This window comes from Campylobacter sp. DY7 (genome assembly GCF_057802535.1).
In genome coordinates, this window is record NZ_JBYJAU010000005.1 from 10,642 (window position 1) to 36,782 (window position 26,141).

Annotated in this window: 27 protein-coding genes; 16 read left to right on the plus strand and 11 right to left on the minus strand. The window is 29.7% G+C overall.

The features are described 5' to 3' along the window. Nucleotides 1–8 precede the first annotated feature (8 nt). The 8 genes from AC1B00_RS04275 to AC1B00_RS04310 all read left to right on the plus strand — a co-directional run bounded on the left by AC1B00_RS04275 (nt 9) and on the right by AC1B00_RS04310 (nt 7,428). A complete protein-coding gene (locus tag AC1B00_RS04275) occupies nt 9–1,355 on the plus strand; it encodes an MFS transporter (protein WP_488848272.1) in 1,347 nt (448 codons plus the stop codon). Further along, a complete protein-coding gene (locus AC1B00_RS04280) occupies nt 1,352–2,332 on the plus strand; it encodes a nucleoside hydrolase (protein WP_488848273.1) in 981 nt (326 codons plus the stop codon). The genes AC1B00_RS04275 and AC1B00_RS04280 overlap by 4 nt, the downstream gene beginning before the upstream one ends. Then, entirely contained in the window at nt 2,316–3,119 is an 804-nt protein-coding gene (locus tag AC1B00_RS04285) for a Ppx/GppA phosphatase family protein (protein ID WP_488848274.1), read from the plus strand. The genes AC1B00_RS04280 and AC1B00_RS04285 overlap by 17 nt, the downstream gene beginning before the upstream one ends. Then, nucleotides 3,116–4,495 (plus strand): argininosuccinate lyase, encoded by a 1,380-nt coding sequence (argH, locus tag AC1B00_RS04290; RefSeq protein WP_488848275.1) that lies wholly within the window; start codon nt 3,116–3,118, stop codon nt 4,493–4,495. Before AC1B00_RS04285 ends, argH begins: the two co-directional genes overlap by 4 nt. A 51-nt stretch (nt 4,496–4,546) precedes the next feature. Next, the gene (locus AC1B00_RS04295) at nt 4,547–5,551 is read left to right on the plus strand and encodes a Cj0814 family flagellar-dependent secreted protein (protein WP_488848277.1); all 1,005 of its coding nucleotides are present in this window, start codon (nt 4,547–4,549) and stop codon (nt 5,549–5,551) included. A 2-nt stretch (nt 5,552–5,553) separates the two neighbouring features. Next, entirely contained in the window at nt 5,554–6,117 is a 564-nt protein-coding gene (locus tag AC1B00_RS04300; protein ID WP_488848278.1) for a hypothetical protein, read from the plus strand. After that, nucleotides 6,118–6,660, plus strand: coding sequence for a hypothetical protein (locus tag AC1B00_RS04305; RefSeq protein ID WP_488848279.1), 543 nt, complete (start codon nt 6,118–6,120; stop codon nt 6,658–6,660). It abuts the gene before it with no gap. A 96-nt stretch (nt 6,661–6,756) separates the two neighbouring features. Continuing rightward, nucleotides 6,757–7,428 (plus strand): hypothetical protein, encoded by a 672-nt coding sequence (locus tag AC1B00_RS04310; protein ID WP_488848280.1) that lies wholly within the window; start codon nt 6,757–6,759, stop codon nt 7,426–7,428. A 79-nt stretch (nt 7,429–7,507) separates the two neighbouring features. Here the strand turns inward: AC1B00_RS04310 and AC1B00_RS04315 are convergent, their stop codons facing one another. Genes AC1B00_RS04315 through AC1B00_RS04330 form a run of 4 tightly spaced genes read right to left on the minus strand, consistent with a single transcriptional unit; the run spans nt 7,508 to nt 11,361 of the window. Beyond that, nucleotides 7,508–8,233, minus strand: coding sequence for a thioredoxin domain-containing protein (locus AC1B00_RS04315; RefSeq protein ID WP_239817451.1), 726 nt, complete (start codon nt 8,231–8,233; stop codon nt 7,508–7,510). A gap of 27 nt (nt 8,234–8,260) precedes the next feature. Then, a complete protein-coding gene (selB, locus tag AC1B00_RS04320) occupies nt 8,261–9,982 on the minus strand; it encodes a selenocysteine-specific translation elongation factor (RefSeq protein ID WP_488848281.1) in 1,722 nt (573 codons plus the stop codon). After that, a complete protein-coding gene (locus AC1B00_RS04325) occupies nt 9,976–11,082 on the minus strand; it encodes an AAA family ATPase (protein WP_488848283.1) in 1,107 nt (368 codons plus the stop codon). Before AC1B00_RS04325 ends, selB begins: the two co-directional genes overlap by 7 nt. A 27-nt stretch (nt 11,083–11,109) precedes the next feature. After that, on the minus strand, nt 11,110–11,361 hold the full coding sequence (locus AC1B00_RS04330; protein WP_488848285.1) for a hypothetical protein: 252 nt from the start codon (nt 11,359–11,361) through the stop codon (nt 11,110–11,112). A 151-nt stretch (nt 11,362–11,512) separates the two neighbouring features. Here AC1B00_RS04330 and AC1B00_RS04335 point away from each other — a divergent pair, with 151 nt between their 5' ends. Both AC1B00_RS04335 and AC1B00_RS04340 read left to right on the plus strand, forming a co-directional pair. After that, a complete protein-coding gene (locus AC1B00_RS04335) occupies nt 11,513–12,493 on the plus strand; it encodes a PLP-dependent cysteine synthase family protein (protein WP_488848287.1) in 981 nt (326 codons plus the stop codon). A 9-nt stretch (nt 12,494–12,502) separates the two neighbouring features. After that, the gene (locus tag AC1B00_RS04340) at nt 12,503–12,919 is read left to right on the plus strand and encodes a DUF1090 family protein (protein WP_239817446.1); all 417 of its coding nucleotides are present in this window, start codon (nt 12,503–12,505) and stop codon (nt 12,917–12,919) included. A 38-nt stretch (nt 12,920–12,957) separates the two neighbouring features. Here AC1B00_RS04340 and AC1B00_RS04345 read toward each other — a convergent pair whose 3' ends face one another. Next, nucleotides 12,958–13,512, minus strand: coding sequence for a YceI family protein (locus tag AC1B00_RS04345; RefSeq protein WP_239817445.1), 555 nt, complete (start codon nt 13,510–13,512; stop codon nt 12,958–12,960). 94 nt (nt 13,513–13,606) lie between these two features. On the opposite strand from AC1B00_RS04345, the gene AC1B00_RS04350 reads away from it, so the two are divergent. The 6 genes from AC1B00_RS04350 to AC1B00_RS04375 all read left to right on the plus strand — a co-directional run bounded on the left by AC1B00_RS04350 (nt 13,607) and on the right by AC1B00_RS04375 (nt 19,831). Next, complete coding sequence (locus AC1B00_RS04350) at nt 13,607–14,791, plus strand: saccharopine dehydrogenase family protein (RefSeq protein ID WP_488848289.1); 1,185 nt, start codon at nt 13,607–13,609, stop codon at nt 14,789–14,791. Between the two features lie 85 nt (nt 14,792–14,876). Beyond that, on the plus strand, nt 14,877–16,307 hold the full coding sequence (locus AC1B00_RS04355) for a COG3014 family protein (RefSeq protein ID WP_488848291.1): 1,431 nt from the start codon (nt 14,877–14,879) through the stop codon (nt 16,305–16,307). Next, complete coding sequence (locus AC1B00_RS04360; RefSeq protein ID WP_239817442.1) at nt 16,308–16,679, plus strand: putative periplasmic lipoprotein; 372 nt, start codon at nt 16,308–16,310, stop codon at nt 16,677–16,679. Between the two features lie 9 nt (nt 16,680–16,688). Beyond that, nucleotides 16,689–17,309, plus strand: a complete 621-nt coding sequence (gene lpoB, locus AC1B00_RS04365; protein ID WP_239817441.1) for a penicillin-binding protein activator LpoB — start codon at nt 16,689–16,691, stop codon at nt 17,307–17,309. After that, nucleotides 17,303–18,634: a DUF6844 domain-containing protein gene (locus AC1B00_RS04370; RefSeq protein WP_488848293.1), complete on the plus strand. Its 1,332-nt coding sequence runs from the start codon at nt 17,303–17,305 to the stop codon at nt 18,632–18,634. The genes lpoB and AC1B00_RS04370 overlap by 7 nt, the downstream gene beginning before the upstream one ends. Nucleotides 18,635–18,643: 9 nt before the next feature. Next, nucleotides 18,644–19,831 (plus strand): hypothetical protein, encoded by a 1,188-nt coding sequence (locus AC1B00_RS04375; RefSeq protein ID WP_488848295.1) that lies wholly within the window; start codon nt 18,644–18,646, stop codon nt 19,829–19,831. Between the two features lie 112 nt (nt 19,832–19,943). Here the strand turns inward: AC1B00_RS04375 and AC1B00_RS04380 are convergent, their stop codons facing one another. The 6 genes from AC1B00_RS04380 to AC1B00_RS04405 form a co-directional block, all read right to left on the minus strand. Beyond that, a complete protein-coding gene (locus tag AC1B00_RS04380) occupies nt 19,944–21,140 on the minus strand; it encodes a Cj0814 family flagellar-dependent secreted protein (protein WP_488848297.1) in 1,197 nt (398 codons plus the stop codon). Between the two features lie 95 nt (nt 21,141–21,235). After that, complete coding sequence (locus AC1B00_RS04385) at nt 21,236–22,582, minus strand: APC family permease (RefSeq protein WP_239817437.1); 1,347 nt, start codon at nt 22,580–22,582, stop codon at nt 21,236–21,238. 255 nt (nt 22,583–22,837) lie between these two features. Next, nucleotides 22,838–23,818 (minus strand): OmpA family protein, encoded by a 981-nt coding sequence (locus tag AC1B00_RS04390; protein ID WP_488848300.1) that lies wholly within the window; start codon nt 23,816–23,818, stop codon nt 22,838–22,840. A gap of 25 nt (nt 23,819–23,843) precedes the next feature. Next, nucleotides 23,844–24,233, minus strand: coding sequence for a 30S ribosomal protein S9 (gene rpsI, locus AC1B00_RS04395; RefSeq protein ID WP_214117629.1), 390 nt, complete (start codon nt 24,231–24,233; stop codon nt 23,844–23,846). 1 nt (nt 24,234) lies between these two features. Beyond that, on the minus strand, nt 24,235–24,654 hold the full coding sequence (rplM, locus tag AC1B00_RS04400) for a 50S ribosomal protein L13 (RefSeq protein WP_214117630.1): 420 nt from the start codon (nt 24,652–24,654) through the stop codon (nt 24,235–24,237). Between the two features lie 137 nt (nt 24,655–24,791). Beyond that, nucleotides 24,792–26,141: a sodium-dependent transporter gene (locus AC1B00_RS04405; protein ID WP_488848303.1), complete on the minus strand. Its 1,350-nt coding sequence runs from the start codon at nt 26,139–26,141 to the stop codon at nt 24,792–24,794.

Sequence of the window (26,141 nt, forward strand, 5' to 3'; positions counted from 1 at the left end):
GAGTATTAATGAATCAAATTCAAGATGACATTTTAAAAACAAGTGAAGGCAAGAAGTCTTTTAAGAATGCAATAATTAGTTGCTGGTTAGGAACTGCTATGGAGTATGCAGACTTTGCATTATACGGCCTTGCAGCTGCTACTGTTTTTAGTGAGATTTTTTATCCTGAGCAAACGCCTATAATTGCTCTAATGCTAAGCTTTGCAACCTTTGGAGTAGGCTTTGTTGCAAGACCTATTGGAGCATTATTCTTTGGTAAGATGGGTGATAAATATGGTCGTAAAAAAGTTATGATGATAACTATATTTTTAATGGGAATTGCTACAACTTTAATAGGCTTTATTCCATCTTATGCAAGTATTGGTATTTTTGCACCATTATTATTAGTAGTTTTAAGATTCTTACAAGGTTTTGGTGCTGGAGCCGAGCTTAGTGGTGGAGCTATTATGCTAGGCGAATATGCACCTAGTAAAAATCGTGGTTTAGTATCATCAATAATAGCTTTAGGCTCTAATAGCGGGACATTAATTGCTAGTGGGATTTGGTTTTTACTTAGCTTTATGAATAAAGAAGACTTTTTAGAATGGGGCTGGAGATTGCCTTTTATATTTAGCTTTTTAATAGCTTTATTTGCTTTATATTTAAGACGCTTTGTAGGAGAAACTCCTGTATTTGCAAAGCAACTTGAATTAATGCAAAACACAAGAGAAGAAAATCTAAAATCATATACCGAAGAAAATAAAAGCTTTTGGCAAAAAACAAAAGCATTTTGGATAATGGTGGGGCTTAGAATTGGAGAAAATGGACCTTCATATTTAGCTCAAGGTTTTATCGTTGGTTATGTAACTAAGGTGCTTTTACTTGATAAACAAGTTGCAACTACTGGGGTATTAATTGCTTCAATTTTAGGCTTTTTAGTAATTCCTTTAGCAGGATTTTTAAGCGATAAATTTGGTCGTCGTATTATGTATAGAATATTTTGTTTATTGCTTATGATTTATGCAATTCCTGCATTTATGTTGCTTGATAGTAAAGATGAAATAATCGTAATTAGCGTAATTGTTGTAGGAATGTGCCTTGCATCACTTGGTATTTTTGGAGTTCAAGCAGCTTATGGAGTTGAGATGTTTGGTTGCAAAAATCGTTATACAAAAATGGCACTAGCAAAAGAAATAGGTGGTATTTTATCAGGTGGAACTGCACCAATGCTCGCTAGTTTTTTCCTAAGTCTTACAGGTAATTGGCACTTAATTGCAGCTTATTTTATATTAACTGCTGGAATTGGATTTGTTACTACATTTTTTGCTCCTGAGACTAGGGGTAGGGATTTAAATTTAGTTGAAGATGCTATATGAAAATTGTAATTGACACTGATATAGGAAATGGAGTTTGTGGGGCTAATACTGATGATGGATTAGCTCTAGCACTTGCACTTGCAAGTAAAAAAATTGATTTAAAAGCGATTACTACATTAAGTGGCAATGTAAGTAATCATCTAGCTTATGCAGTTGCAAGGAATTTGATTTCGGAATTAGGAGTAAAAGTTCCTGTATTTTTAGGCTCAAGCAAGGCTTTATTAGAAGATGAAAAGCCTTGGAGAAAAAGACTTGATGAGAGTGTTTATAATTTTAAATTAGAGCATTTATGGCAAGATTTTAAGCCTATTAAAACTTATAAAAACGCTAAATATAATGCTGTTTATAAATTATGCGAATTAGCAAGAGTTTATAAAAATGAGCTTATTGTTTGTGCCATTGGACCGCTTACAAATATCGCTCAAGCTTGTGTTTTAGATAGTAATTTTGCAAAAAATGTAAAAGAAATTGTAATTATGGGCGGGGTATTTGATATGAGTAAATACCCTAAGGATACTAATTTTGGCTTTGACCCTGAAGCTGCTAGGATTGTGCTAAGAAGTGGGGCAAAAATCACACTAGCACCATACAATATCACAATGCAAACAAGCTTACAACATAGTGATTTAGAAGAAATTAGAGCAATTAATAATAAATTATGTGATTTTTTATACAAAAGCATAAAGCCTTGGATAAGTTATGCAGAGCTTACAAGGGGTAGCATTGGCACTTGGATACATGATGCTTTAGTGATTGCATATTTGCTAGATTCAAGTATTTGTAAAAGTGATGAGTATTATGTAGATGTGGAAACTTGTGGTGAAGCAAGGGGCAAAAGCACAAGATATGATAAAGTTCTTAATATGAATATAGGTATTGATACTTCTAAATTAAGCCTTGTAAAGGTGTTAAGAGATATTGATAATGAAAAATTACTAAGATTAATAAAGGCAACTTTAGATGAATTTAGCAATTGATATAGGCTCAAATACTTTAAAAATAGCTGTTTTTGATGAGGTTTTAAAAAATTATGAAAAGGTTTTAAACTTAGGGCTATTTTATGAAAACGAGTGCATTAATGATGAAGGAATTAAGCTCTTAATTAATGCACTTAGTGAGCTTGAATATGACTTAAGCAAGGCAAAAGTAGTTGCAACAGCTATTTTTAGAAAGAGCAAAAACGCTAATGAAATAGCAAAATTACTTGAGCTTAGATTTGGCTTTAAGCTTAGAATATTAAGTCAAAGCGAAGAAGCAAGGCTAACTAGACTTGGGGTTGGGCTAGATGGAGATTTTACCTTAGTTGATGTTGGTGGGTATTCAACAGAAATTAGCTCAAATGATAAAAGCCTAATGCTAGATATCGGACTTTTATCATTTTATAAGTATGTAAAAGCAAATAATTTAGATATAAAAGACTATGCAAAAGAGCTTTTAAGCCCATATGAGAGTGAATTAAAGGATTATCCTAGACCTATTGTTTTAGCTTCTAAAACAGGTATATTTGCAAAGAGTATTCAAGCAAATACGCCTTATAATGAGATAGATGATTTGTGCTATCATAATGCAAAAGTTAATAAAGATGAATTAAATAATCTAATAAATTTTATTGAAAACTCAAGCAAAAAGGAAAGAGAACTAATGCTAGGAGCTAATAGAGATTTTGCAGTATATTGTGGGGCATTTTTTATAAATAACTTATTTAAAGACTATGAGTTTATAATCTCAGCTTATGGATTAAAAGAAGGAGTATTAAAAGAATGAAATTATGGGGTGGAAGATTTAGCAAAACTACTAATACTTTAGTAGAAAACTACACAGCAACTTTACCATTAGAAAAAAGACTTGCCTTAATAGATATAAAAGGTAGCATTGCACATGCAAAAATGTTAAAAAATCAAGGCATTATAAACGAGCTTGAAGCTAAAGAGATTTTAAAAGGTTTAGAGCTTATAAAAGATGAGTTTTTAAACGATACTTTTAGCTTTAATATAAGCGATGAAGATATTCATATGGCTATTGAAAAAAGGCTAAAAGAATTAATAGGAGAAAGTGCAGGCAAGCTTCATACAGCAAGAAGTAGAAACGATCAAATAGCAGTAGATGAGATAATGCAAATGAAGGAATTTGTATTAGGAATTAGGTCTAATCTAAAGGACTTAATGCAAGAGATTTTAGCTCAAGCTAAGACAAATTTAGACTTAATTATGCCAGGATTTACTCATCTTCAAACAGCTCAACCGATATTATATTCTCATTGGATTATGGCTTATTTTTGGATGTTTAAAAGAGATTGTGATAGATTTAGCAATCTTTTTAACTCACTTAATGAATGTCCTCTAGGCTCAGCTGCACTTGCAGGGACAACCTTTAATATAGATAGATTTTTTACAGCAAATGAGCTTGGCTTTGCAAAGCCAAGTGAAAATAGCATTGATAGTGTTAGCAATAGAGATTATATGCTTGAGTTTTGTAGCGTGAGTGCGATTTGCTTTAGCCATCTTTCACGCCTTTGTGAAGAATTGATTATATTTAATTCAAATGATTATAAATTTATTGAGCTAAGTGATGATTTTTGCACAGGCTCAAGCATAATGCCACAAAAGAAAAATCCTGATGTATGCGAAAAAATGCGTGGCAAAACGGGTAGGGTATATGGTAATTTAATGGCAATGCTAACTATTATGAAAGGCTTGCCACTTGCGTATAATACCGATATGAGCGAAGATAAAGCAAATGTTTTTGATACTCAAGATACCTTGCAAGATAGTTTAATAATCATTACAAATTTACTTAAAAACCTAAAACCTATCAAAGAAAATATGTTAAAAGCTGCAAAAAACGGCTACTCAAATGCTACTGATTTGGCTGATTATTTAGCAAAAAAAGGTGTGCCATTTAGAAAAGCCCATGAAATTACAGGAAAGCTCGTAAGCTTTGCAATTAATAAAGGCAAAATGCTAGATGATTTAAGCTTAGAAGAATTAAGGCTTGAATGTGATTTAATTGATGATGATATTTATAAAGCAATTGATTTAAATACTTGCGTAAATCTTCGCAATTCTTACGGCGGCACTTCAAAAGAAGCGGTATTAATTCAGCTTAAAAATGCAGAAGATTTGCTGAAGAATTTGAAATAGGAATTAAATAATTTTAATAAATGCCGATATTAATAATTAAAAGGGGTAATTATGAAAATATCGGCGAATTCTTACGCAATGTATCAAACAACTAATGTGAATAAAAAAGAAACTAATAACGAGATTAAAAAAGTAGATAATAAAGCAGATGATAAAAAGGTAGGAGTTGTATTAGGATACGGAATTGATAAAGATGGCTTTTTTACAAGTGATTTTAACAAAGCCACAGGAATTCCAGAAGATTTTAAAATACATAGTGATACAATGCTTTCCCTTGTAGAAAAAAATAACCAAGCAAACCCACCGATATACAAAATGCGTCACAACATAGACATAGTAAAAAGCGCAAGCAATGCTTATAAAGTTTTAAAAGGAGTTTTAGGCGATGAGTTTTTAAATTCAAAGGATTTTTTTAGCTCTGATGAGCTTTGGAAAACTTCACATTTTTTTGAAATGGATAAAAAAAGCCTAACTATTACAAAGACTTTTGATAATCTCAAAGATTATAATGATTATGTAGATAAAATGGATTATTGTAGGCTTGATTCAAAATATAGAGCGAGTAATCATCTGTCTGGTTTGTTTGCACAAGATGATATTTTTCATAAAGTAGAACCACCTGTAAATAATTATGATGCGTGGTTAGATAGTATATGTAGTCATATTTACAACCCACACAAGGAAAATTATCAAAACGAAAAAGGCGAGTATAGTAAAGGCGGACTTTTAGCTGCTGTTTTATATAACAATTACATTTTAGTAGAAGGTGAAAAAACTAATTATGCTAAGCAAATGGGGCATGACTACAGCGACCCATTTGATCCGCACCGCATAGATGATTGTGGTATGATAAATCCAAACAATACAAAACGCTATGAGATAGGTAAAGAAGATGAATGGCAAAAATTAATGCAAAAACTAGCTTATGAAATGATAAGTGGTAAAAGTTTAAAAGCTCCTAAAGATATAGATAGTTATGAAACTTTTGAAGAGTTTTTGCAAGCGGCTTTAAAATATAGTCAAAAAGATATAAAAATATTTGATATGAAGGTTTAGTCATGTTAGTTTCAAACAACAATCAACGCATTTTGGATTTAAAGCAATTATTTTTAAGAGATGAGATAAAGACTGACAAAGATTTAAACGCTAAGCCAGTAAGTGATTTAAAAGGTATTTCTAATCTATATAATCACGATAATTGGGGTAAGAGTTTTAGTGGGGTTAGTAAGAATGGCGAAGTTACTATTTATGGTAGATTGCTAGGGCTTGATGATAAAAGCAATTTAAATGAATTAAGCGAACTTTTAAGCTTTATTATGACTAATTCAAATTCGCTAAACGGACAAATCGCCTTAAATGATGAGTTGGAAAGCTTATTAAATAGCGATTTAAGTATAGAAGAATTTAAACCTAGATGGCTTTTAGCAATTACTAAGGATTTAGCAGTAAAAGAGCTAGATACTAAAGAGATTAAAAGAGAGCCAATTGAAGTAAAGAGTGATTTTAAAACCTATAAAGAAAACTTAGCAAGCTTAGTTAAGACATTAAGGGAGCAAAAAGATAGTTATGATGCTTATGTTTTATCTATGCTAGAAACTGAGTTTTTAAATAAAAGGGTTTAAATGCAGATTAATACTAACTTACAAAATAATTTCATAGCTAATAAAGATTTAAAAAAGATAGATTTAAGCAAAGAGCTTAGCCAGATTACTAAGCCTAATGATATGTTTGATTTGTTTTTGCAAGTTCAAAATGATTATAAGACAGATAGTATTTATCAAAGAGCTTTTGCAAAGCATTCAGATATAGAGATTAAAAAAGATTTGCAAAGCTTTTTACAAGCAAATCCTATAAATAGTAGTAGTGGTAGCTTTACATATCATGATGGTTTAAGGTTTAATTTTAGTGATGATGAAAGGCTTTTTAGATTATTTGCAGATGAAAAAATAAGCATAGATGATTTTAAAAAAGAATATCTAAAAATAAAAGCCGAATATGAAGAAGAGCCTTCTAAACCCATAGAAGTAAAGGGCAATGATGTGCGTGAGAGTATGCAAGAAATTTTAAGCAAACTTGATATTCGTAATATTAAAGATGAAAGAGATTTATTAGCTTTGTTTTTAGCTTATAAAGACGGCGAAAATCTTTACGATAAAAGGGTTTAAATTCCTATTTCAAATTCCACGAATTTTTAAAGAATTACGAAATAGGAATTAAATAATTTTAATAAATGCCGATATTAATAATTAAAAGGGGTAATTATGAAAATAACGACTAATTCTTATACAATGTATCAAGCAACTAATATGAATAAAAAAGAAACAAATAATGAAAACTTAGATATTCAAGCCAATAAGCCTTACTATGAAGGCGGAAAGGCTAGTTTAGAATATCTAAAACTAGCTCAGCAAAAGCTAGAAAATGATCCGACTTACAATCCTTTAAATGATAAAAACTTAAGCATAGGCGATATAGCGACTTTTGGCACATTTGGAGCATTAGACCCTGATTTAGTAGAAGAAATAAGCAAAGAATCTATGAAAAATTGGGTAGAAATTGATAAAAAAGAGCTTGATAGAGTGCTAAATTCGTTAAATATGCCATCTTTAGGTTTGCCTAAAGATTTTCCTTTAGGTTATATAGATAGCAAGAAAATGCCAAGCATTGAAGAATTACAAGCTAGAGTTAAAGAAAAAGAAAATTTAAGAAATAATGCAATAAATACAAAAGAAGAAATTAAACAAGAAGAAAAAGAAGAACAAACTAAAGAAAAACCATTCAAACCCATAGAAGTAAAAGGAAATGATGTGCGTGAGAGTATGCAAGATATTTTAAGCAAACTTGATATTCGTAATATCAAAGATGAAAGAGAATTATTAGCTTTATTTCTAGCTTATAAAGACGGCGAAAATTTATATGATAAAAGGGTTTGAAATTCCTATTTCAAATTCCACGATTTTTTCAAAGAATTTGAAATAGGAATTTGAATTAAGAAATTCAAATTCCAAAAAATTATTTTACTTTTACGTTTGTAAATACTGAAGGTGTTGAATTAATTCCCATTTTGAAGATTTTTTCATTCACTTTTTTTAAGTATTCAGCTTGTTTTTCTTCTGGAATATCTTTTAATTCAACTGAATCTTGGTAGTATTTTTTTAAGATTGCGATTTTTTCGCTATCTGTTTTAGCCTTTTTAGCTTCTTCTAAAATAAGCATACTTTTTACTAAAGCTTTAGGGTGCATTGGTAAAGGACTTAGAACGAATTTAACATTTGCTTCTTTTAAATCTTCTTCAATTGCATCTAAGTGTTTTCTGCAATAAGGGCAATCTGGGTCGCTAAATACAACGGTAGCTACATCGCTTTTTTTATCGCCTAAGCTAACTAACATATCAGGATTTGCTTTTACAAAATCGCCTGATAATTTGCTTAATTTTTCGTATTTTTCTTTTTCTTTTTTAATAACAAACTCTTCTTTTAAGTCTATGCTTTCTTTTATATTTAACATAGTAGGTGTTCCATAAACTCCATCGCTAAAGAATATATCAGAGCCTAAAACATTTCCATCTTTTACTATATTAAATTCAATCATTTCAAAGTTTGTATTAGGAACTTTATCAATTTTTACAATTTCTACATCAGCTTTAGTAATACTTTTGATAAACTGCGCAACTTTATCGCTTATTGCACTTGCACTTAAAGCACTTGCAACAGACATTGCTAAAATTATTTTTTTCATACTAAATTCTCCTTAAAAAATTAAAACTTAATTTTGCATTAAATAGCGTTTATTGTCAATATTTTTTACACCTTTTAAAGTGTCTAAGTATTCAAGTAAAGAAATAGCGTATTTTCTACTCAAATTATATTCATTCTTAAGCTCTTGCACCCCAACGCCAAGCTTTAAAAGCCCTTGAATATTTTTAACAAACTCATCTAAAGCAATAACGCTTATAAAATAATTGTGAGCTAGTCTTTTTACTTTGTTTTTAGAACATAGTCTTTTTATAATATCATCGCCACTTTTTCTATCTAAGTTTAGCTCATCATAGATATTATAAGGAGCTTTTGGGGTTAGTGAGTTTAGCTCTTTATAGATTTTTTCTTCATTATTTTCTAATAATTTTTCTATTTTTTCGCCTTTTTTATGATAAAGCCCATTATTTAATTCTAAAAAATCTAAGTCTTTTAAAGCCAAATCGCATAAAAACTCATCAGCTCCTAAAGATTTTTCTAAGCTTTTTGCACTTTGTAATGAATAAGGATTTTTTATAAAAAGATTTTTGATTTGAGTTTTGACTTCTTCTAAAGCTTTTTTAGTATAAACACAAGCACCTTTAATATCTACAATCTCTCCTACTATTTTTGCATATTCTAAAGCTTGTTCGGTGCTTAGATTAAATCTTTGCGGAGCACAAAAAAGCCCAAAACCCGTGCTGTGATTTTGATTTAATAAAGCAAAAGCACTCTTAAAATCTTTTTGCTCTAAGGCTCTTAAAAGCTCAATCATTTTTGCTTTTTTTAGTGGCTCAGTAAGTGGATTTAGCACCACTCCACCAGCAATAGCACGAGCGTTTTTTAATATCACAAAAGGCTCATTAAAGCTAAGAGCGATAGGTTTTTTTAATACAAATTTCGCATAATTTTCATAATTTAAATATTTAGCTTCAATTTGCTTATTTGCAGCACAAAAAAGCACATTTTCATCATGCTTTAAATCACCTTCTAAGGTAGTATAAATCTCATTTGCGCTTCTTAAATAACCTTTAGAATAAATTATGTTTCCTACTTTTAATTCACCTTTAAAAACAAAGGCAACTCTAGCAGGTGCATTTACGCTATCAACGCTTTTATGCTGAACTTCAATTGATTTTATTTGAATATTTTTGTTTTCATCGCTTATGTAGTTTTTGCATTCAAGTTTGCCACTTTTTAAAATCCCTGTTGCTACAAGCCCAACGCCTTTTACATTAAAAATCCTATCAATATTAATTTTTAATGCAAAATCTTCATAATTTGGCACTGGAAGACTTAATAAATATTCTTTTAATTCGTTTATTCCTATATTTTTTGTAGCACTTACTAAAAATGTTTTAATAGGTGTAAAATCTAGCTTTTTTAGTATTTCTTCTTTTTTTTCATCTAAATTTTGGCATAAATCAATTTTGTTTAAAACCAAAATTATATTTTTTACACCCATAATTTTTAAGATAAAAATATGCTCTAAAGTTTGTGGCATAAGACCTTCATTGATATCTACAACTAGCATTGCGTATTCGCTTTGCACTCCGCCTATCATTGTTTTTACAAGGCTTTCATGACCTGGCACATCAACAAATGAAATATGCTCTAAATTTGAAAAGCTTAAATCAATTGTAATTCCACGCTTTATTTCTTCAGGGGTATTATCTCCACTAAAATTATTTAAAGCTTTTATTAAAGAAGTTTTTCCGTGGTCAATATGACCTGCGGTTGAGATTATTAACATTTATATAGTCCTTCCTTTCTCCATATTGCGAAATTTTTTTCATATCCTATGCTGTAATCTTCATAAAATTTCGGACAATTTATAGCCATTTCTTGAGTTTTGTTTGGCTCATCGTGTGGATAGATATAAAATTTTTCTTTATCAGGATGATTATTATCTAAATAAGTAGGTATTTTTAAAGCTTCATTATGTTTTACATAATCTAAGGCTTTATTGATTGCAAGATATGATGAATTAGACTTCTTAGAATTTGCTAAGAAAACTACGCATTGTGAAAGCGTAATCCTTGCTTCAGGAAGTCCTATGTCTTTACAAATTTGAAGGCAAGAATTAGCCATTACTAAAGCGTTTGGATTAGCATTTCCTACATCTTCGCTTGCAAATATACAAAGTCTTCTAGCAATGTATAAAATATCAATTCCTGCATTTATCATTCTTGCAAGATATAAAATAGCAGCATTCACATCACTTGCTCTAAGGCTTTTAATAAGTGCTGATGTGAGTAAAAATTCATCTTCTTTATTGCTAATAAATTGCGGTCTTAAGGCTTTTAAAATTTCAAGCGAAATATTGCCAAAAACATTTGCATGATGAAAAAGATTTAGCATTGCTCTTGCGTCATTTGAGCTTGATTTTATTAAATAATCTTTTACTTCTTCGCTTAAATTTGGTTCAACTTGTTCTAAAATCTCTTTTAATTCATCGTAGCTTAAAGGCATAAATTCAAAAAATAATAATCTAGAACATAAAGCCTTATTTAATGAATATAAAGGATTATGAGTGCTTGCTGCTAGAAAATAAAAGCTATTTTCTTCTAAAGGTTTTAATAATACATCTTGAACGCCTTTATTTAAGCGATGAATTTCATCAATAAAGACTAAGGGTTTAAAAAGGCTGTTTTGCTTTATAATTTTTCTAAGTTCTTCAACGCTAAAACTAGCACCATCAAATTCGTAAAAATTAGTATTTAATTCTTTTGCAATAAATCTTGCAAAAGTAGTTTTGCCAACTCCACTAGGTCCATAAAAAACACTATGTGGAATTTCTTTAGCTTTTAAAAATTCATTAAAAATTTCTCTTACTTTACTTTGCCCTACCATTAATATCCTTTAAGGCATTGTAATGATTTATTTTAATAACTTAGCAAAGCCTAAAGCAAAGTTAATGTATTTTCCGAATCCAAATTCTTTTAAAATTAATAATGAAATCTCTTTTAAAATATCAGGTTTTTGTGATTTTATAACTTCATCTTTTTTAAATACATATTTATTTACAAATTCATTTGCTTTATTTACTAGCACTTGAGTTTTTTTAACTTTTTTTGGTTTTTTAAATAAGTTAAAAAAAGATTTAGCTATTTTTTTAATAAAAGAAAACATAACTCTAACCTTTTTGATAATAATTTTATAAATTATAATCACTTTTGATTAATATGTGATATTGTTTTTTATAATCTTTATTGAAATTGTTTTTAAATTTATTTTTAACTTTAATTTACTAGAATTAATTTTTTTCATTTAAGGAGAAAAAATGCAAAATAGATTAAATGATTATGCAAAATTAGTAGGAAATACTCCTTTAGTAGAAGTTGAGTACTTATATAAAGGTAAAAAAAGCAAGAGCTATTTTAAATTAGAATATTTTAATCCAAGTGGCTCGATAAAAGATAGAATGGCTTTACAAATTATGCAAGAAGCAATTAGTTCTGGCAATTTTAAAGAAGGTATGAGTATAGCTGAAGCAACAAGTGGAAACACAGGGATTGCTTTTAGTGCATTAGGTGCGTTTTTGGGTGCTAAGGTTGAGATTTTTATGCCTGATTGGATGAGTGAAGAACGCAAAAAATTAATTAAAAGCTATGGAGCAAAATTAAGAGAAGTAAGTGCAAGTGAAGGTGGTTTTGAAGGTAGCGTTAGACTTGCTAATGAGAGTGCTAAAAATGGCAATGTATTTTTGCCACATCAATTTGAAAATGAAAGTAATGTAAATGCTCATAAAAAAACAGCTCAAGAAATAGTTGATACATTAGCAAAACACAATCTTAAGCCTGATTGTTTTATAGCAGGTGTTGGAACTGGTGGAACTGTTATGGGTGTTGGCTCGGTATTAAAGCCATTAGGAGCTAAGATTTGCCCACTTGAGCCTGAAGGCTGTGCTAGTATGAGTATTCCTGGCGAAAATGCTGAGCATAGAATACAAGGAATAGGAGATGGTTTCGTTCCTAATATCGTAAAATTAAATGAGCTTGATGATATTATTGTTGTAAATGATATTGATAGCGTTATTATGGCTCAAAAATTAGCAAAAATCGGTCTTGGAGTTGGAATTTCAAGTGGTGCAAATTTCTTAGGTTGTATAAAAGCAAAAGAGCTTTTCGGAGAATGCGTAAGCGTTAGTGTATTTGCTGATGATAATAAAAAATATCTAAGCACTGATTTAATGCAAGAAATGCAAAATGAAGAAAGATTTTTAAGCAACAAAGTTGAACTAATCGGATTTAAAGTATTATAAGGAGAAGATATGAAAAAATTATTATTACTTAGTGCAATTGCAAGTATTGCGATGGCTGATTGCTCTTATAAAATTCATAAGCTAGAGCGTGAGCTTAGCTATGCGAAAGAATATGGAAATTATTATAGAGTTAGAGGTTTAGAAAACGCTTTAGCTAATGTGAAAGCTCATTGTGGTGGCGGATATTATAATGATTATTACGCTAGAAAAGATGCAATAAAATACAAAATTGATGATTTAGAAGATGAGGCTGAGCGTAAAATTGATAGAATTGAAGATAAGCTTGATGAATTAAACGATATGAAAGATACGATGAGTAAAGAAGAATATAAAAGAAAAAAGGCTGAATTAAAAGCTGAAAAAAATCGTATCAAAAGAGAATATAAAGAGCAAAAAAGATCTTTAAAAGAAACTTATAATTATTAAGAATTTGAATTCGGAAATTCCGAATTCAAATTCCTTTCTTATTTTTTATCTGCTTCTGCAAAAACTGAAACTTTAATATCATTTGAGATTAAGCTATCAGCTGTATCTTTTGCAACATTAAAATCTTTTCTTAATAAATCAAGATTTAAATCAAATCCTAATTTTGTTTTATCTCCTATATTTGCAACGCCGTTGATTGTAACATCAAAAGCTACTTCTTTTTTAACGCCGTTTATTGTTAATTCGCCTATCATTTTTCCTTGTGAATCGCTAATCTTTTCGTATTTGCTCATAACAAAAGTTAGTTTTGGATTAACTTTAGCATTTAAAAAATCACTCGCTTGAATATGCTCATCTCTTTTTGCGCTATTTGTATCAACACTTGCTACATCAACACTTGCATTAAATACTTTAAAAGTTTTGCTTGCTTCATCAAAATCAATCATCGCATCAAAGCTTTTAAATTTACCCTTAGCATTTGTTACAAGCATGTGTTTTACACTAAATTCAACGCTCGTATGAACCTTATCAAGCATGAACTCACTAGCACTTAAAAGTCCTGCTAAACTTAAAGCTAAAAATAATTTTTTCATAAAATACTCCTTAAAATAAAATGAGATAATTATAATCCCATATAAAAGTTAATCATTATCATAAATATTTTATCATTAGCCAAAAGGAGAAATCATGAAACATTTATTAATAATTGGAGCTGGTGGGGTTAGTCGTGTAGCAACCTACAAAGCAGCTGAATACAAATACTTTGACAAAATCACACTTGCTAGTAGAACAAAAAGCAAATGTGATGAAATTGCAAGCTTTATTAAAGAGCGTTTAGGAGTTGAAATTGCAACCGCAACAATTAATGCTGATGATACAAATGCAGTTGTTAAGCTTATAAAAGACATTAATGCTACGATTTTATTAAATGTGGCTTTACCTTATCAAGACCTTACTTTAATGGATGCTTGTAGCAAGACACAAATTCCTTATATTGACACAGCAAATTACGAGCACCCAGATTTAGCTAAGTTTGAATATAAAGAACAATGGGCTAGACATGATGATTTTGTAAATGCAGGTGTTCCTGCACTACTTGGAAGTGGCTTTGACCCAGGTGCAACGAATGTTATGTGTGCTTATGCACAGCAATATTTATTTGATGAAATTCATACAATTGATATTATGGATTGCAATGCAGGTGATCACGGCTATCCTTTTGCAACGAACTTTAACCCTGAAATAAACTTAAGAGAAGTTAGTGCGAATGGTCGTTACTGGGAAGAAGGCAAATGGATTGAGACTAAGCCACTTGAGATTAAAGTAGAGCACGATTATCCTGAAGTTGGCGTTAAAGATAGCTATTTGCTTTATCATGAAGAGCTTGAAAGTCTTTGCAAAAATATAAAAGGGCTTAAAAGAATTAGATTTTTTATGACTTTTGGACAAAGCTATATTCAGCATATGAATTGTCTTAAAAATGTTGGAATGCTAGGAATTGAGCCAGTGGAGCATCAAGGAATGAAGATTATTCCTATTGAGTTTTTAAAGACACTTTTACCTGATCCTGCAAGTTTAGGTGCTAGAACAAAAGGTAAAACAAATATAGGCTGCATTATAGAAGGTATTAAAGATGGCAAGGCTAAAAAAGTATATATTTATAATGTATGCGTTCACGAAGAATGTTACGCAGAAACTGGTGCTCAAGCAGTAAGCTATACAACAGGTGTTCCTGCTGCAATTGGAACATACTTAATCGCTAGCGGAAAATGGAGTGGCAAAGGTGTGTTTAATATGGAAGAATTCGACGCACAACCATTCTTTGATGAAATGAATAAAATGGGTCTTCCGATTAAGATTATAGAGCTTTAAATTATAAATGCTAATAGAAATATTAGCATTTTGTTTAATCTTTATTAATTTTATTTAAATAAGCTAACATTTTTGAAAGGGAAAAATGTTAAAAAAAATATCTTTTACACTTATTTCGGTTTTTTTTCTTAGTGCTTGTTCAGTGCAACAATTCTTAGGATATGAAAGCGCAAATAATGAAAAGCTTTCTAGAATTTCTACTAATAATTGCGATTTTACAAATATAAATAGTCTTGAATTTGATGAAGAAGGGCTTAAAAGCGTAAAAGATGAACTTTATAACGGGACTTTTTATGGTTATCAAATGTTTTTATGTAAAAACTATAAAAACAGCATAAAAGCTTTTGATTTAGTAGAAAACGCTCATAAAAACAACGATGAAACAAATATAGCATTGCAAGTTGGCAAAGAATTATTAAAAATGCTATTAAATGATAATATCTTAGATTATACAGGCAAAAATTATGAAAAAATGCTTGTAAATACTTATAAAGCAATGGATTATTTAGCTTTAGGTGATTTTGATAGTGCTGGAGTTGAAATTAATCGTGCTTTAGATAGACAAAAAAGAAATAAAGAATATTATGAAGGCAAGATTAATTCTTTGCTTAATTCAAGTAGTTTTAGTCCTAAAGAAAAAGATGAGGTTATGCAAATAGCAAGTTCTGTGAAAATACCTTATTATGAAGCTTACAAAGATTATTCAAATCCTTTTGTTAGTTATTTTGCAAGTTTGTTTTATATTCTTGATGATAGGCCTTCACTTGCGATTAATTTATTACAAGAAGTTTATACTCAAGAGAAAAATATTTCAGTTTTTCAAGACCATGCTTTAGTAGTAAATAATTTTAATTATAAAAAAATACCTAATAAAATTCGCAAAAATATAGAAAAATCAAAAAACGATAAATACATTTGGCTAATTTATGAGAATGGCAAAACAAGAGCTTTTGGTGAGATGAATTTAAGTATTCCAATAATTTTTTACCAAAAAGATGCAGAAAATGTTGAATATGCTTTATATTTAAAACCTACTTCAGATAATAATCATCTAGTAATAACTTCAGTAGTTTTTTCTATACCTATTTTAAAATATAGTAGCGATTCTTATATGTTTTTATATGCAAATAACAAAAAAACTTCACAAATAAGCAATATGGATAATATCGTAACAGCAGAATATCAAGCAGCTTTACCAAGAGAAATAGCTAAATCTTTCTTAAGCACAGTTGGTAAAACCTTAGCTAGTGTAAAGGCAAATAAGAAAAATTTATTAGCTGGTGTGGGTGTTGATTTAGCAAATAATCTTTTAAATCATTCTGATACAAGACATTTTGTAGGTTTGCCAAAAAACTATCAAGTAGCAAGAATTGCAAATAACGGCAAATTAGTAGTCAAAAGCCCTGAAGGTGTAGAGATTTTAAATACAGAACTAGATACAAATAAACACTATGTAATTTTAGTAAAAAGTCCAAATTATGGGATTTTTTATACTCATATTTTAAAAGGAAGATAAATGAAAAGAGCAATATTTTTAGGTGTGGCAATGCTTTTTAGTGCATGTGTTAGCAAACAAGTAGTGGCAAATAATAATTGCCCTAATGTGATTTTTACTGATGAGACTTTACAAAAAAACTTAGTTTGTAAAGAGCTAACTAATAAAAATCCAAATAATTTAGTAATTGAAATTCAGCTTTTAAATTCTAGTAAAAAAGAAATTAATTTAGAAGCAAAACAAAGCTTTTTTGATTCAAATGGAATGCATATTGCAAATCTTAAAATGATAAATCAAAAGCTTAATTTAAAAGCACATGAAAGTGGGTTTTTAAGATTTGGAGCACCAAATAATACAAATTTTTACAAAATTGAAATAATAAAACCAAAATAAGGAGAAAATATGAAAAAAACGCTTATGTTTTCATTAGCACTATTATTAAGCGCATGTGCTAGTGCGCCTAGTTATGTAGTTGATGAAACAAAAAATGGCAAAAATCAACCTGTTTCATTAGGTATTGATGATATAGATTTACAAAATGCAGCAAGAGATATGATTAATTCTATGTTAGCAAGTCCTGTTTTTGCGACTAGTAATCCAAACGAAAGACATGTTCTAGTAATTAGTAGAATTATCAATGATACTATGCAGCATTTTGATACTGATATATTAATCAAAAAAATAAGAATTGCATTGTTAAATTCAGGAAAAGTTTATGTAACAACGGCTATTGGGGCAAATGGTGCAGAAGATAAAATGAGTAAAGATATTAGAAGTTTAAGAGATGATGATGAATTTAATCAAAAAACAATAGCTAAAAAAGGGACTTTAATTAGTGCTAATCGTTCTTTAAGTGGAAAAATTATTCAAAGAAATACAAGAATAAAAGGAACTTTTAGTGATTCTCAAAGGGTTGATTATTATTTTCAATTAACCGTAACAAATCTTGACAATGGCTTAGCTATTTGGGAAGATGAAATCAAAATAAATAAATTAGGTTCAAATAGGAGTGTAGCATGGTAAAAAAAGCCTTATTAAGTATAGTTGCAGCAAGTTCATTATTAGCTGTTAATTGTGATGCGCCAAATAATAATATAGAAGATTTATTAAGTTGTGCAAAAAGTGAATTATTATTAAAAAATCCAAATGCAAAAGTATATTTGCAGACAATTTCAGTTCCGAAAAATCAGCAAGACCCTCAGTATTATGATTTTTTATTTGCTAAATATAATGAAGCGTTTTTAAAAATTAAAGCTCAATTAGCTTTAAAAGTAGCAGGAGAGCTAATAACAAGCGAAATAGCTAGTAAAGATGATAAAAGCAAAATGCCACCAGAATTAGTTGAAGAGTTTTTAAATAAAGAAATAGAACGCCAAAAAAGAATAAGTGAAAATAAAATTGAAAATGGATTTTTTGATAAATTAATGGGCAAAATCTTTAGCGATAGCGAAGAAGCACCAGCTTATCAATTAAAACCAGAGCAAGAAAAAGAGTTAAAAATCCAAGCAAAACAAACTCTATATAGCAATAGTTTTAAAGAAAAGATGAATAAAGTAGCAAGAGAAGAAATTGCAGGTTTAATTCCTTATGAAAACTTCATAGTAGTAAATGATAATGGTGAAACTGAAATAGGAATAGTTGCATACACATCAGCAAAATCAAGAGAATTAGCAAGAGCTTTAGCAAGTGGCTATAAAGCAAAAGCAGCAAAAAATGAAAACGCTTGTAAAAGTGCTGATGAAGTAGTTTCAAAAATCGGTGGAAGCGATGAGAAAATAAACAAATTAGGCTTAACTTTCTTTTATAACGAAGAGTGCCAACCATCACTTTTAGCTTATGGAATGGATTCTTATAAGGTAGAAGAAGGAATGACTAATGAATACAAAAACTCAAGCTATTCAATGGCTCAAGCACTTGCAGAAAAAGCTTTAGCTAATTTTGTAAGCTCATCAATTTACACATATACAAATGCAGAAAAAGTAACAGAAAATATCCAAACAGCTTATAAAGAAATAGTAGAAGATAATAGCGGCAAAAGAGCGACTGGTGGCAAGCAAACCACAGCTAATAGCTATTCTCACTTAGAAGAATTTTTTAGCTCAAATGCTCAAATGAGTTTAGTAGGCGTTGAAGTAGCTAATAAATGGACTAAACAATTTGATGATTTTGGTGTTGCTGGTGTGATTTTATATTATTCTCCTTCAAGTGTTGCAGGTGCAAAACAAGAAAGATTAGAAATAAAAGGTAATTTAGATAATAAGAGCAAACAAGAAGCAAAAACTAAAGGTGCAAAGCCTGCAAATGCTAATATCATTCGTTCTAAAAATATAGAAGTTGATGATTTTTAAGGTTAAAAAATGAGATTTTTAATTGTATTTTTATTATGTATTTTTGCAAATGCTAGTGTAGTTACTAAAAGCTACACTAGTAAAGCAATAGGCGAAGGCTATGGTAAAACTTATGAAATAGCAGTTGATAATGCACTAGCTGAAGCAGTTCTTAAACTAAACGGAGCAAAGATTCAAACAAGCACAAATGTAAGTTCTGATTTAAGCTCTATAAATAATGAAAATGAGCTATATAAAAGATTTAATCAGCAAATCAGCAAAGCTACAAATGGTCGTTTTAGTGCTTTTGAAGTGCTTAGCAAAGAGCAAACAAGCGATGGTTTTAGAGTTGTTGTAGAGATTAAAAAAACTAGCACTATTAAAAGCTATAAAGCTCCAGGAATGCAGACAAATCGTAATAAAATCATCGTAGCACCTGCACTTGATCCAAATAATTATTCTTTAATGGGAAGAGATAGCGAGCAAGTTTTAAGGGATTTAAGATTTAGAATAGAAAGCAATATTACTAAAACTCGCAAATTTAATCTACTAGATAGACAAGCAGGAGAAGCTTTGGCTACCGAAAGAGAGATTATAGAGCAAGATGGGGCTTTAGATGAAGCGCTAAAATTAGGCAAAAATTTAGGAACTGATTATATTTTACTTTATAGCATAAGTGATGCACAAACTAGCAAAGGCAAAGAAATAGCAATCACAGGCTCTAAAACAAAATCAAAAGTAAAAATCTATGTAAATTATCAAGTAATTGTATTTGCTACTAGAGAGATTAAGTTTTCTGATAGTGTTGATTTTGAGTTTGCTACGAATGATTACAATGAAATTTTAAATAATATTGCTAATTCTATTGTGTTAAATACTCAAGCAGCTATTTATCCACCAAAGATAGAAAAAGTTACTAAAGATAATTTAGCAGTATTTACTCAAAAATTGCCTTTAAATACAAAGCTAGAATGCTACAAAAGAGGAGAGAAAATCTATGATAGCTATACAAAAGAGCTAAATGGATATGAAGAAGAATATATGTCTTTAGTAGAAGTTGTAAATGCAAATAGCAAAACAAGTTATGCAAAAATACTAGATGGCAATATAGAAAAGGGTTTGGTTTGTAGATTTAAACAAAGCAATACCACAAATGATGCTAACGGAAAAGATGTAAAAGATGTAATCCCTGTAAATGGCGGTGGATTTATATTCTAATAATATAAGCAAATTCCTATTTCAAATTCTTAAAAAAGAATTGCGAAATAGGATTTACGCTTTATTCTCGCTAAAGCTAAAAGCTAATTTTATAAGAATTTGAAATAGGAATTTAAACTTTCATATCAAATAAACTTATATTTTTTTGACTAAAACTAAAAGCTAGTTTTAATAAATCTTCAAAACTCATTATATTAGATTTTTTACTATTATTTTCTATACCCATTAATTCTCTTATCTTTTTCATAAATTTTTCTAAAGCTTCTCTTTCTGCTTTGATTTGCTCTGGAGTTAATACAAGATTATTATTTCCAGCTAAGGCACTTATAATATTTTTTCCTTCAAAATCACCATCTTTTATAGGGCTAAACATTAGTTTTGAATATGTATCGTAAGAAGAAAAAGCGCTTCTTTCCTTTAAGCTCTTATCAAATCTATTAAATTTTACATAATCTTTTAGCCATCTTGGCATACGCTCAACCTCAGCACTTGTAAAGCCATTTTCACCCCTACTAATAAGCTGTGCTCCAAGTGCCATATCAAATGCATGAAAATCTTGCCTACTAATATTTCTATCATAACCGCTAAATTTACCATCATAAGTAGTCTCTGCTTCTATAACTGCTCTTATATCACTTGATAAAAATCCCATAAGAAGCCCACCTTTTGTAAATTCTCCTTTTTCATTTTTATATCTATCTTCTGCGGGGTCAAAATTGCTTATATATAATTTATCTTCTTCTAATATTTCCTTACTACGAAAAACAACGGTATTTGGCTTGGTTCTATCCTCATTTCTATAATGAAAGAACATACCACCAACATCTTCGGTTCTTTTATCAAAATTAGCATTTGAAAACTCATATGGGCTTTGCAATATTTTTGTTACTTCAAAAGTTCCTTTTTTGATAACATAACCTTGTGGAAATTGCTTTATATCTTCAGTATCAAAAAATTCTTTTGAGTTTAAAAAATCTTCGCTTACAACTTGGCTAAAAAGTGTATAAGCGTTATTAACAGTTTTTGCAATATCAATCTCGTAATACTTTCTATATGCTCTTAAAGAATTGTTATTTCTATCTACTAGATTTTTTAAAGTATCGCTGTGGATTTTATAATTATCTGGAATTCCTGCGGCTTTGTTGAAATCACTTGTAAAAAAGCCATCTTTATCAATTCCGTATCCTAATACAACTCCTACCTTTTTATCATCTGCTTTATTATCTACTTTTTTAATCTCGTTATTAGTTTCTTTTTTATAAATTTGCTTTGTTTGATATGTTGAATAAGAATTCGCCGATATTTTCATAACCACCCCTTTTAATTATTAATATCGGCATTTATTAAAATTATTTAATTCCTATTTCATAATTCTTTAAAAATTCTTGGAATTTGAAATAGGAATTAGTTTTTATTGCAAGTCTTGTTAAAACTTATTAGCACAATGATAAATGCAACAATAGGAGCTAATAATATTTCTAAAAAATAAAATTTATTAGTATTTTCATCAGGATTTACAAAACTTAAAACCAAAGCAAATAATACGCTAAAAAGACCTAAAATCGCTAAAAAATAACTAAGAGCCTTGTTTTTAATATCAAAATCTTCGCCTTCGTTCGCATAATTTTTTAATTTAAAATATGCAAAAAACATTGCGATATAAGGTAAAAAATACGAAACAGTAGTAAGCGAGCTAAGTGTCCAGTAAATGTCTTGAGAATTAGTAAAAAACGCACAAAATAAGCAGATTATACTAACCAAAAAAGCTTGAAAAAATAATGCTCTATAAGGTGTATTGTATTTTGGATGTGGTTTTGCTTCGTAAAATTTAATAATACCTTCTTTTGATGCGCTAGCTAGCATATAAATTGGAGCAATTAGCCATGAATTAATTTGACCTAAAGTTCCTATAAAAAGACAAAAAGACATAATTTGAGTAAGATGATTTATGCCTAATAGTTTTTCAGAATACGAAATCGCTTGCATAATTCCGTCTAAAATATCAGTATCTTTTGCAGGATATATTACATTTAGGCAAAATGTTCCTAAAATATAAATGCCAACTATTAGCAAGGCACTAAGAAAAATTGCTTTAGGATAATTTTTTCTAGCATTATCAACCTTAGCTCCTATCATGGTGCTAAGTTCAAGCCCAGCAAAGGCAAACATCATTGTGCTTGCAAAAACCAAAGTATTTAAATCAAATTCTATTAAATATCCTGAATTATAAGGGGTTTGGATTTTGCCAACATTAAAATAAAATATTAAACTTACTAAAATTAATAGTAAAGTAGGTAGTAATATTCCTAAATAAACAAAGATTTTATTTATAAACTTAGTGTATTCAAGACCTTTGTAATTAATATAAGTTAAAGCTAAAAAGCTAAATATTGAAAAAGCTGCTATGAAATACGATTTTGCTTTAATATCAAAAATAAAAGCTAATGAATTTGCTGCAAAATAAAGCATCATAGGAAAAAAAGTTAAGCAAGATAATAAGTAGCATATAAGACAAAAATAAGCAATCCTTACACCAAAAGCTTTATTAATCCATAGAAATATTCCACCACTTTTTTGAAATTTTGAGCCAAGTTCTCCGCAAATTAATGCAAGTGGCACAAAAAATCCAAAAGCTACAAATAACCATAAAATAATTGAACTAGCTCCGTATTGAGCAACGTAAGGGATTTGTCTTAAAGAAAAAATCCCGATTAGATTCATAAAAACAATGTCTTTAATGCTTAGTTTCATTTCTTACTCGCTTAATAAAATGAGCGAATAATACTACTAAATCTTAATAAGATAAACAAAATTATAAATATTTTAAAATTTAATAAAATATGGATTTTTTAATAATATTAAAAGAGTTGGTTTTATGGGTTATCTTTTAAATTCCTAGTTTAAATTCTTATAAAAAATTGAGAATTTGAATTAGGAATTTGAAAAAGTTTTGAGTTTCAAAGAAGTAGTAAAATAGGTTTCACTAAAAAGTGAAACCCAAATAAATTATTGGCAGATGATTTTTAATTCAACTCTGCGGTTTGCTGCACGGCCTTCTTTAGTTTTATTATCGCCGATTGCGTTTTGCTCACCAGCCCATGTTGGGTTGATTCTATCTTCGCTAACACCAGCTTTAACTAATTCAGCTTTAACAGCTCTTGCTCTTTTTTCTGATAATTTTTTGTTATAAGCTGTTGCACCGATTGAATCTGTATATCCTGTAATGTTTGCAAAATATGCAGGCTCTTCTTTAATTAATTTCGCTAAGCGATTAATTTCTGGAATGTAATTAGCAGTTACATTGCTCTTATCAAAACCAAAATTAACTTTTACCATTTCAAGGTCATAGCAAGCTTTTGGTTTTGGTTGTGGTTTTGGCTCAGGTTTAACTTCAACTACTGGCTCAGGTTTAACTTCAACTACTGGAGCTGGAGTTGGAACTACTTCTTCTTTTTTACCATCAAAATTGAAGATTACACCTAATGTGCTAATTAAGTGGTGATCTGCGTGGCGGAATTTGATTTGGTCACGAACTTCTGCTCTTAAACCAAAGCTCTTATAAATTTTGTATTTTAAACCAACACCATAATGACCAAACATTCCGTTTTTATTGTCATATAGATTTTCGCTAAAGTTCTCATAACCAACACCTAATAAACCATAGAAATCAAAGTTAGTATCACCAACTTTAACTGGTAATATTAAGTTTAAGTATCCTCTATCAATACCTACTGGTTTGTGGCCTGAATTATTGATACTTTTGTATTCACCTTTTTGGTGCTCGTAACCAATTTCAGTTCCTACTGAACCATACATATAACCAATTCTTAATCCATAACCAAATTTATTCATAAGGTCAAGATTTCCTTCTGGTACATTGTATGTAGCGATAGGGCTTATTTCTAAGCCTTCAAAATTAATACTACTTGCATTTGCGCTTACTGCTAATACTGCAGCTGCACTTAAAACTAAACTCATCTTTTTCATAAATACTCCTAATTTAAAATGAAAATTAACGTTTGCTAAATTGTGGTTTTCTTCTTGCTTTTCTGCGTCCGTATTTTTTACGCTCAACCACACGACTATCACGGGTTAATAAACCTTGTGGCTTAAGTAAAGCTCTAAAATCAGCACTCATAGCTGCTAAAGCTCTAGAAATTCCGTGTCTTAAAGCTTCTGCTTGAGCGTTATAGCCACCACCTAAAGTGCTAGCAGTAATATCCATAAGACCTTCTTGCTTAGTAACTAATAATGGTTGAACTACTTTTAATTTAATAGCTTCGTGTCCGCCTAACCAAGTATTTAAATCAACACCGTTAACTATAATTTTACCACTTCCAGCCTTAGCCCAAACTTTAGCTATTGCAGTTTTTCTTTTACCTGTTGCATAAACTTTTGCCATTTTACTTTCCTTTTACCTGAGCTGTATGTGGGTGTTCACTACCTGCATAAACTTTTAATTTTTTAAGCATAGCACGACCTAAAGTAGTCTTAGGAAGCATACCACGAACTGCTAATTTATATAATTTTGCTGGATTATTTGCTAATAAATCACCGAATTTCTCACTCTTTGTGCTTCCAAAATAGCCTGAATGTCTGTGATATAATTTATCATCAGCTTTGTTTGTTCCAGTAAATTCTGCTTTAGATGCATTGATAATTACTACATAATCTCCGCAATCAACATTTGGTGTATAGCAAGGCTTATGCTTGCCTTTTAAAATTGTCGCAACTTCTGTTAAAAGACGACCGAAACGCTTACCTTCAGCGTCTACGATTATCCAATCTCTTTTAACTTCGTTTGGCTTTGTTATTTTTGTCATGATTTTACCTTTGCCAAAATTTTTTAAAAAGGTGATTATATGTTTTTAAACTTAAATAATACTTAAATTAAGAAAAGATTAAGAAAAATATTTCCTAATTCAAATTCCAACAAGAATTTGAATTAGGAATTTAAATTTTATAAAGAATTTATCATAATTATAGCGATTACGATAGGACAAATAAATCTAATAAATACAAGCCAGATATTAAAACCAACTTCACTCATGTAAGGCACAAAAAGATTTTTTAATTTATTAATATCCACAAAAAATCCTACAAATATGCAAGTAACAATTGCAGAAAGTGGCATTAAAATATTTGAAGTTAGATAATCTAATATATCAAATAAGTTTTTGTTAAAGAATGTAAAATAAGATGAATAATCTTTATTAAATCCTAAAATACAAAAAACCCCCATAATATAAACAAAAATACCTATATAAACTAGTGCAAGTTTCCTTGATATGCCAAATTTATTTATTAGATAAAACGCAAATGGTTCTATCATAGAAACAGCACTTGTAAGCCCTGCAAAAAGTAATGCTATAAAAAACGCAACCGCTAAGATATTTCCTACAATGCCAAGATTTGAAAACAAACTCATAAGGCTAACAAAAATTAAGCCAGGACCTTGCTCGCTTGCATTTGCTCCGTATTCAAATACGAAAGTAAATACAATAAGACCCATCATAATTCCAACTAAAATATTTATAAAGATAATTGATAAAGTTGATCTAATAACATTAGTATTCTCAGGCAAACTTGCAGCATAAGTTAAAACAACACAAACACCCATAGATAAACTAAAAAAACTAAGCCCTAAAGCATCTAAAATTAATGAGATATTTAATTTACTCTCAGTAATTAAAACGCTAAAATCAGGTCTAAATAAAAACTCAAAAGCCTTAGAAAATCCATCAAATGTAAAGCTATATAAAAGCATTAAAATTAGCAAGATAAAAAGTGCTGGCATCATCCATACATTCATTTTTTCTATTCCGCTTTTAATTCCTTTGCTAACAACCCAAAATACCATTATAAAAACTATACTAAAGCAAATGATTTGAGATATTAAATCACTTGAAATTAGATTGCCAAATAAAGTTGCTGCTTCTTGAGTATTCTTTGGTAAGCTAAAAAAGCTTAAATATATGTATTTTAAAATCCAACCAATTACTACACTATAAAAACATACGATTAAAATTGCGCCTATCATAAAAAATCCTGCAAATCCCCAAGCTTTTTTGTTAGATTTTGCTAAATCGCTAAAAGCATTTACAGCATCTTTTTGAGTTATTTTACCAACGCTAAGCTCTCCTAAAAACACCATAAAAGCAATTAAAAATGTAAGGATAAGATAAAGTAAAATAAATACAGAACCACCATTAGTTCCAACCATAGTAGGAAATTTCCAAGCATTTCCAAGCCCAACGGCAGAGCCTGCCATCGCTAAAACAAAGCCAATTTTAGAAAACTGCTCTCTCAT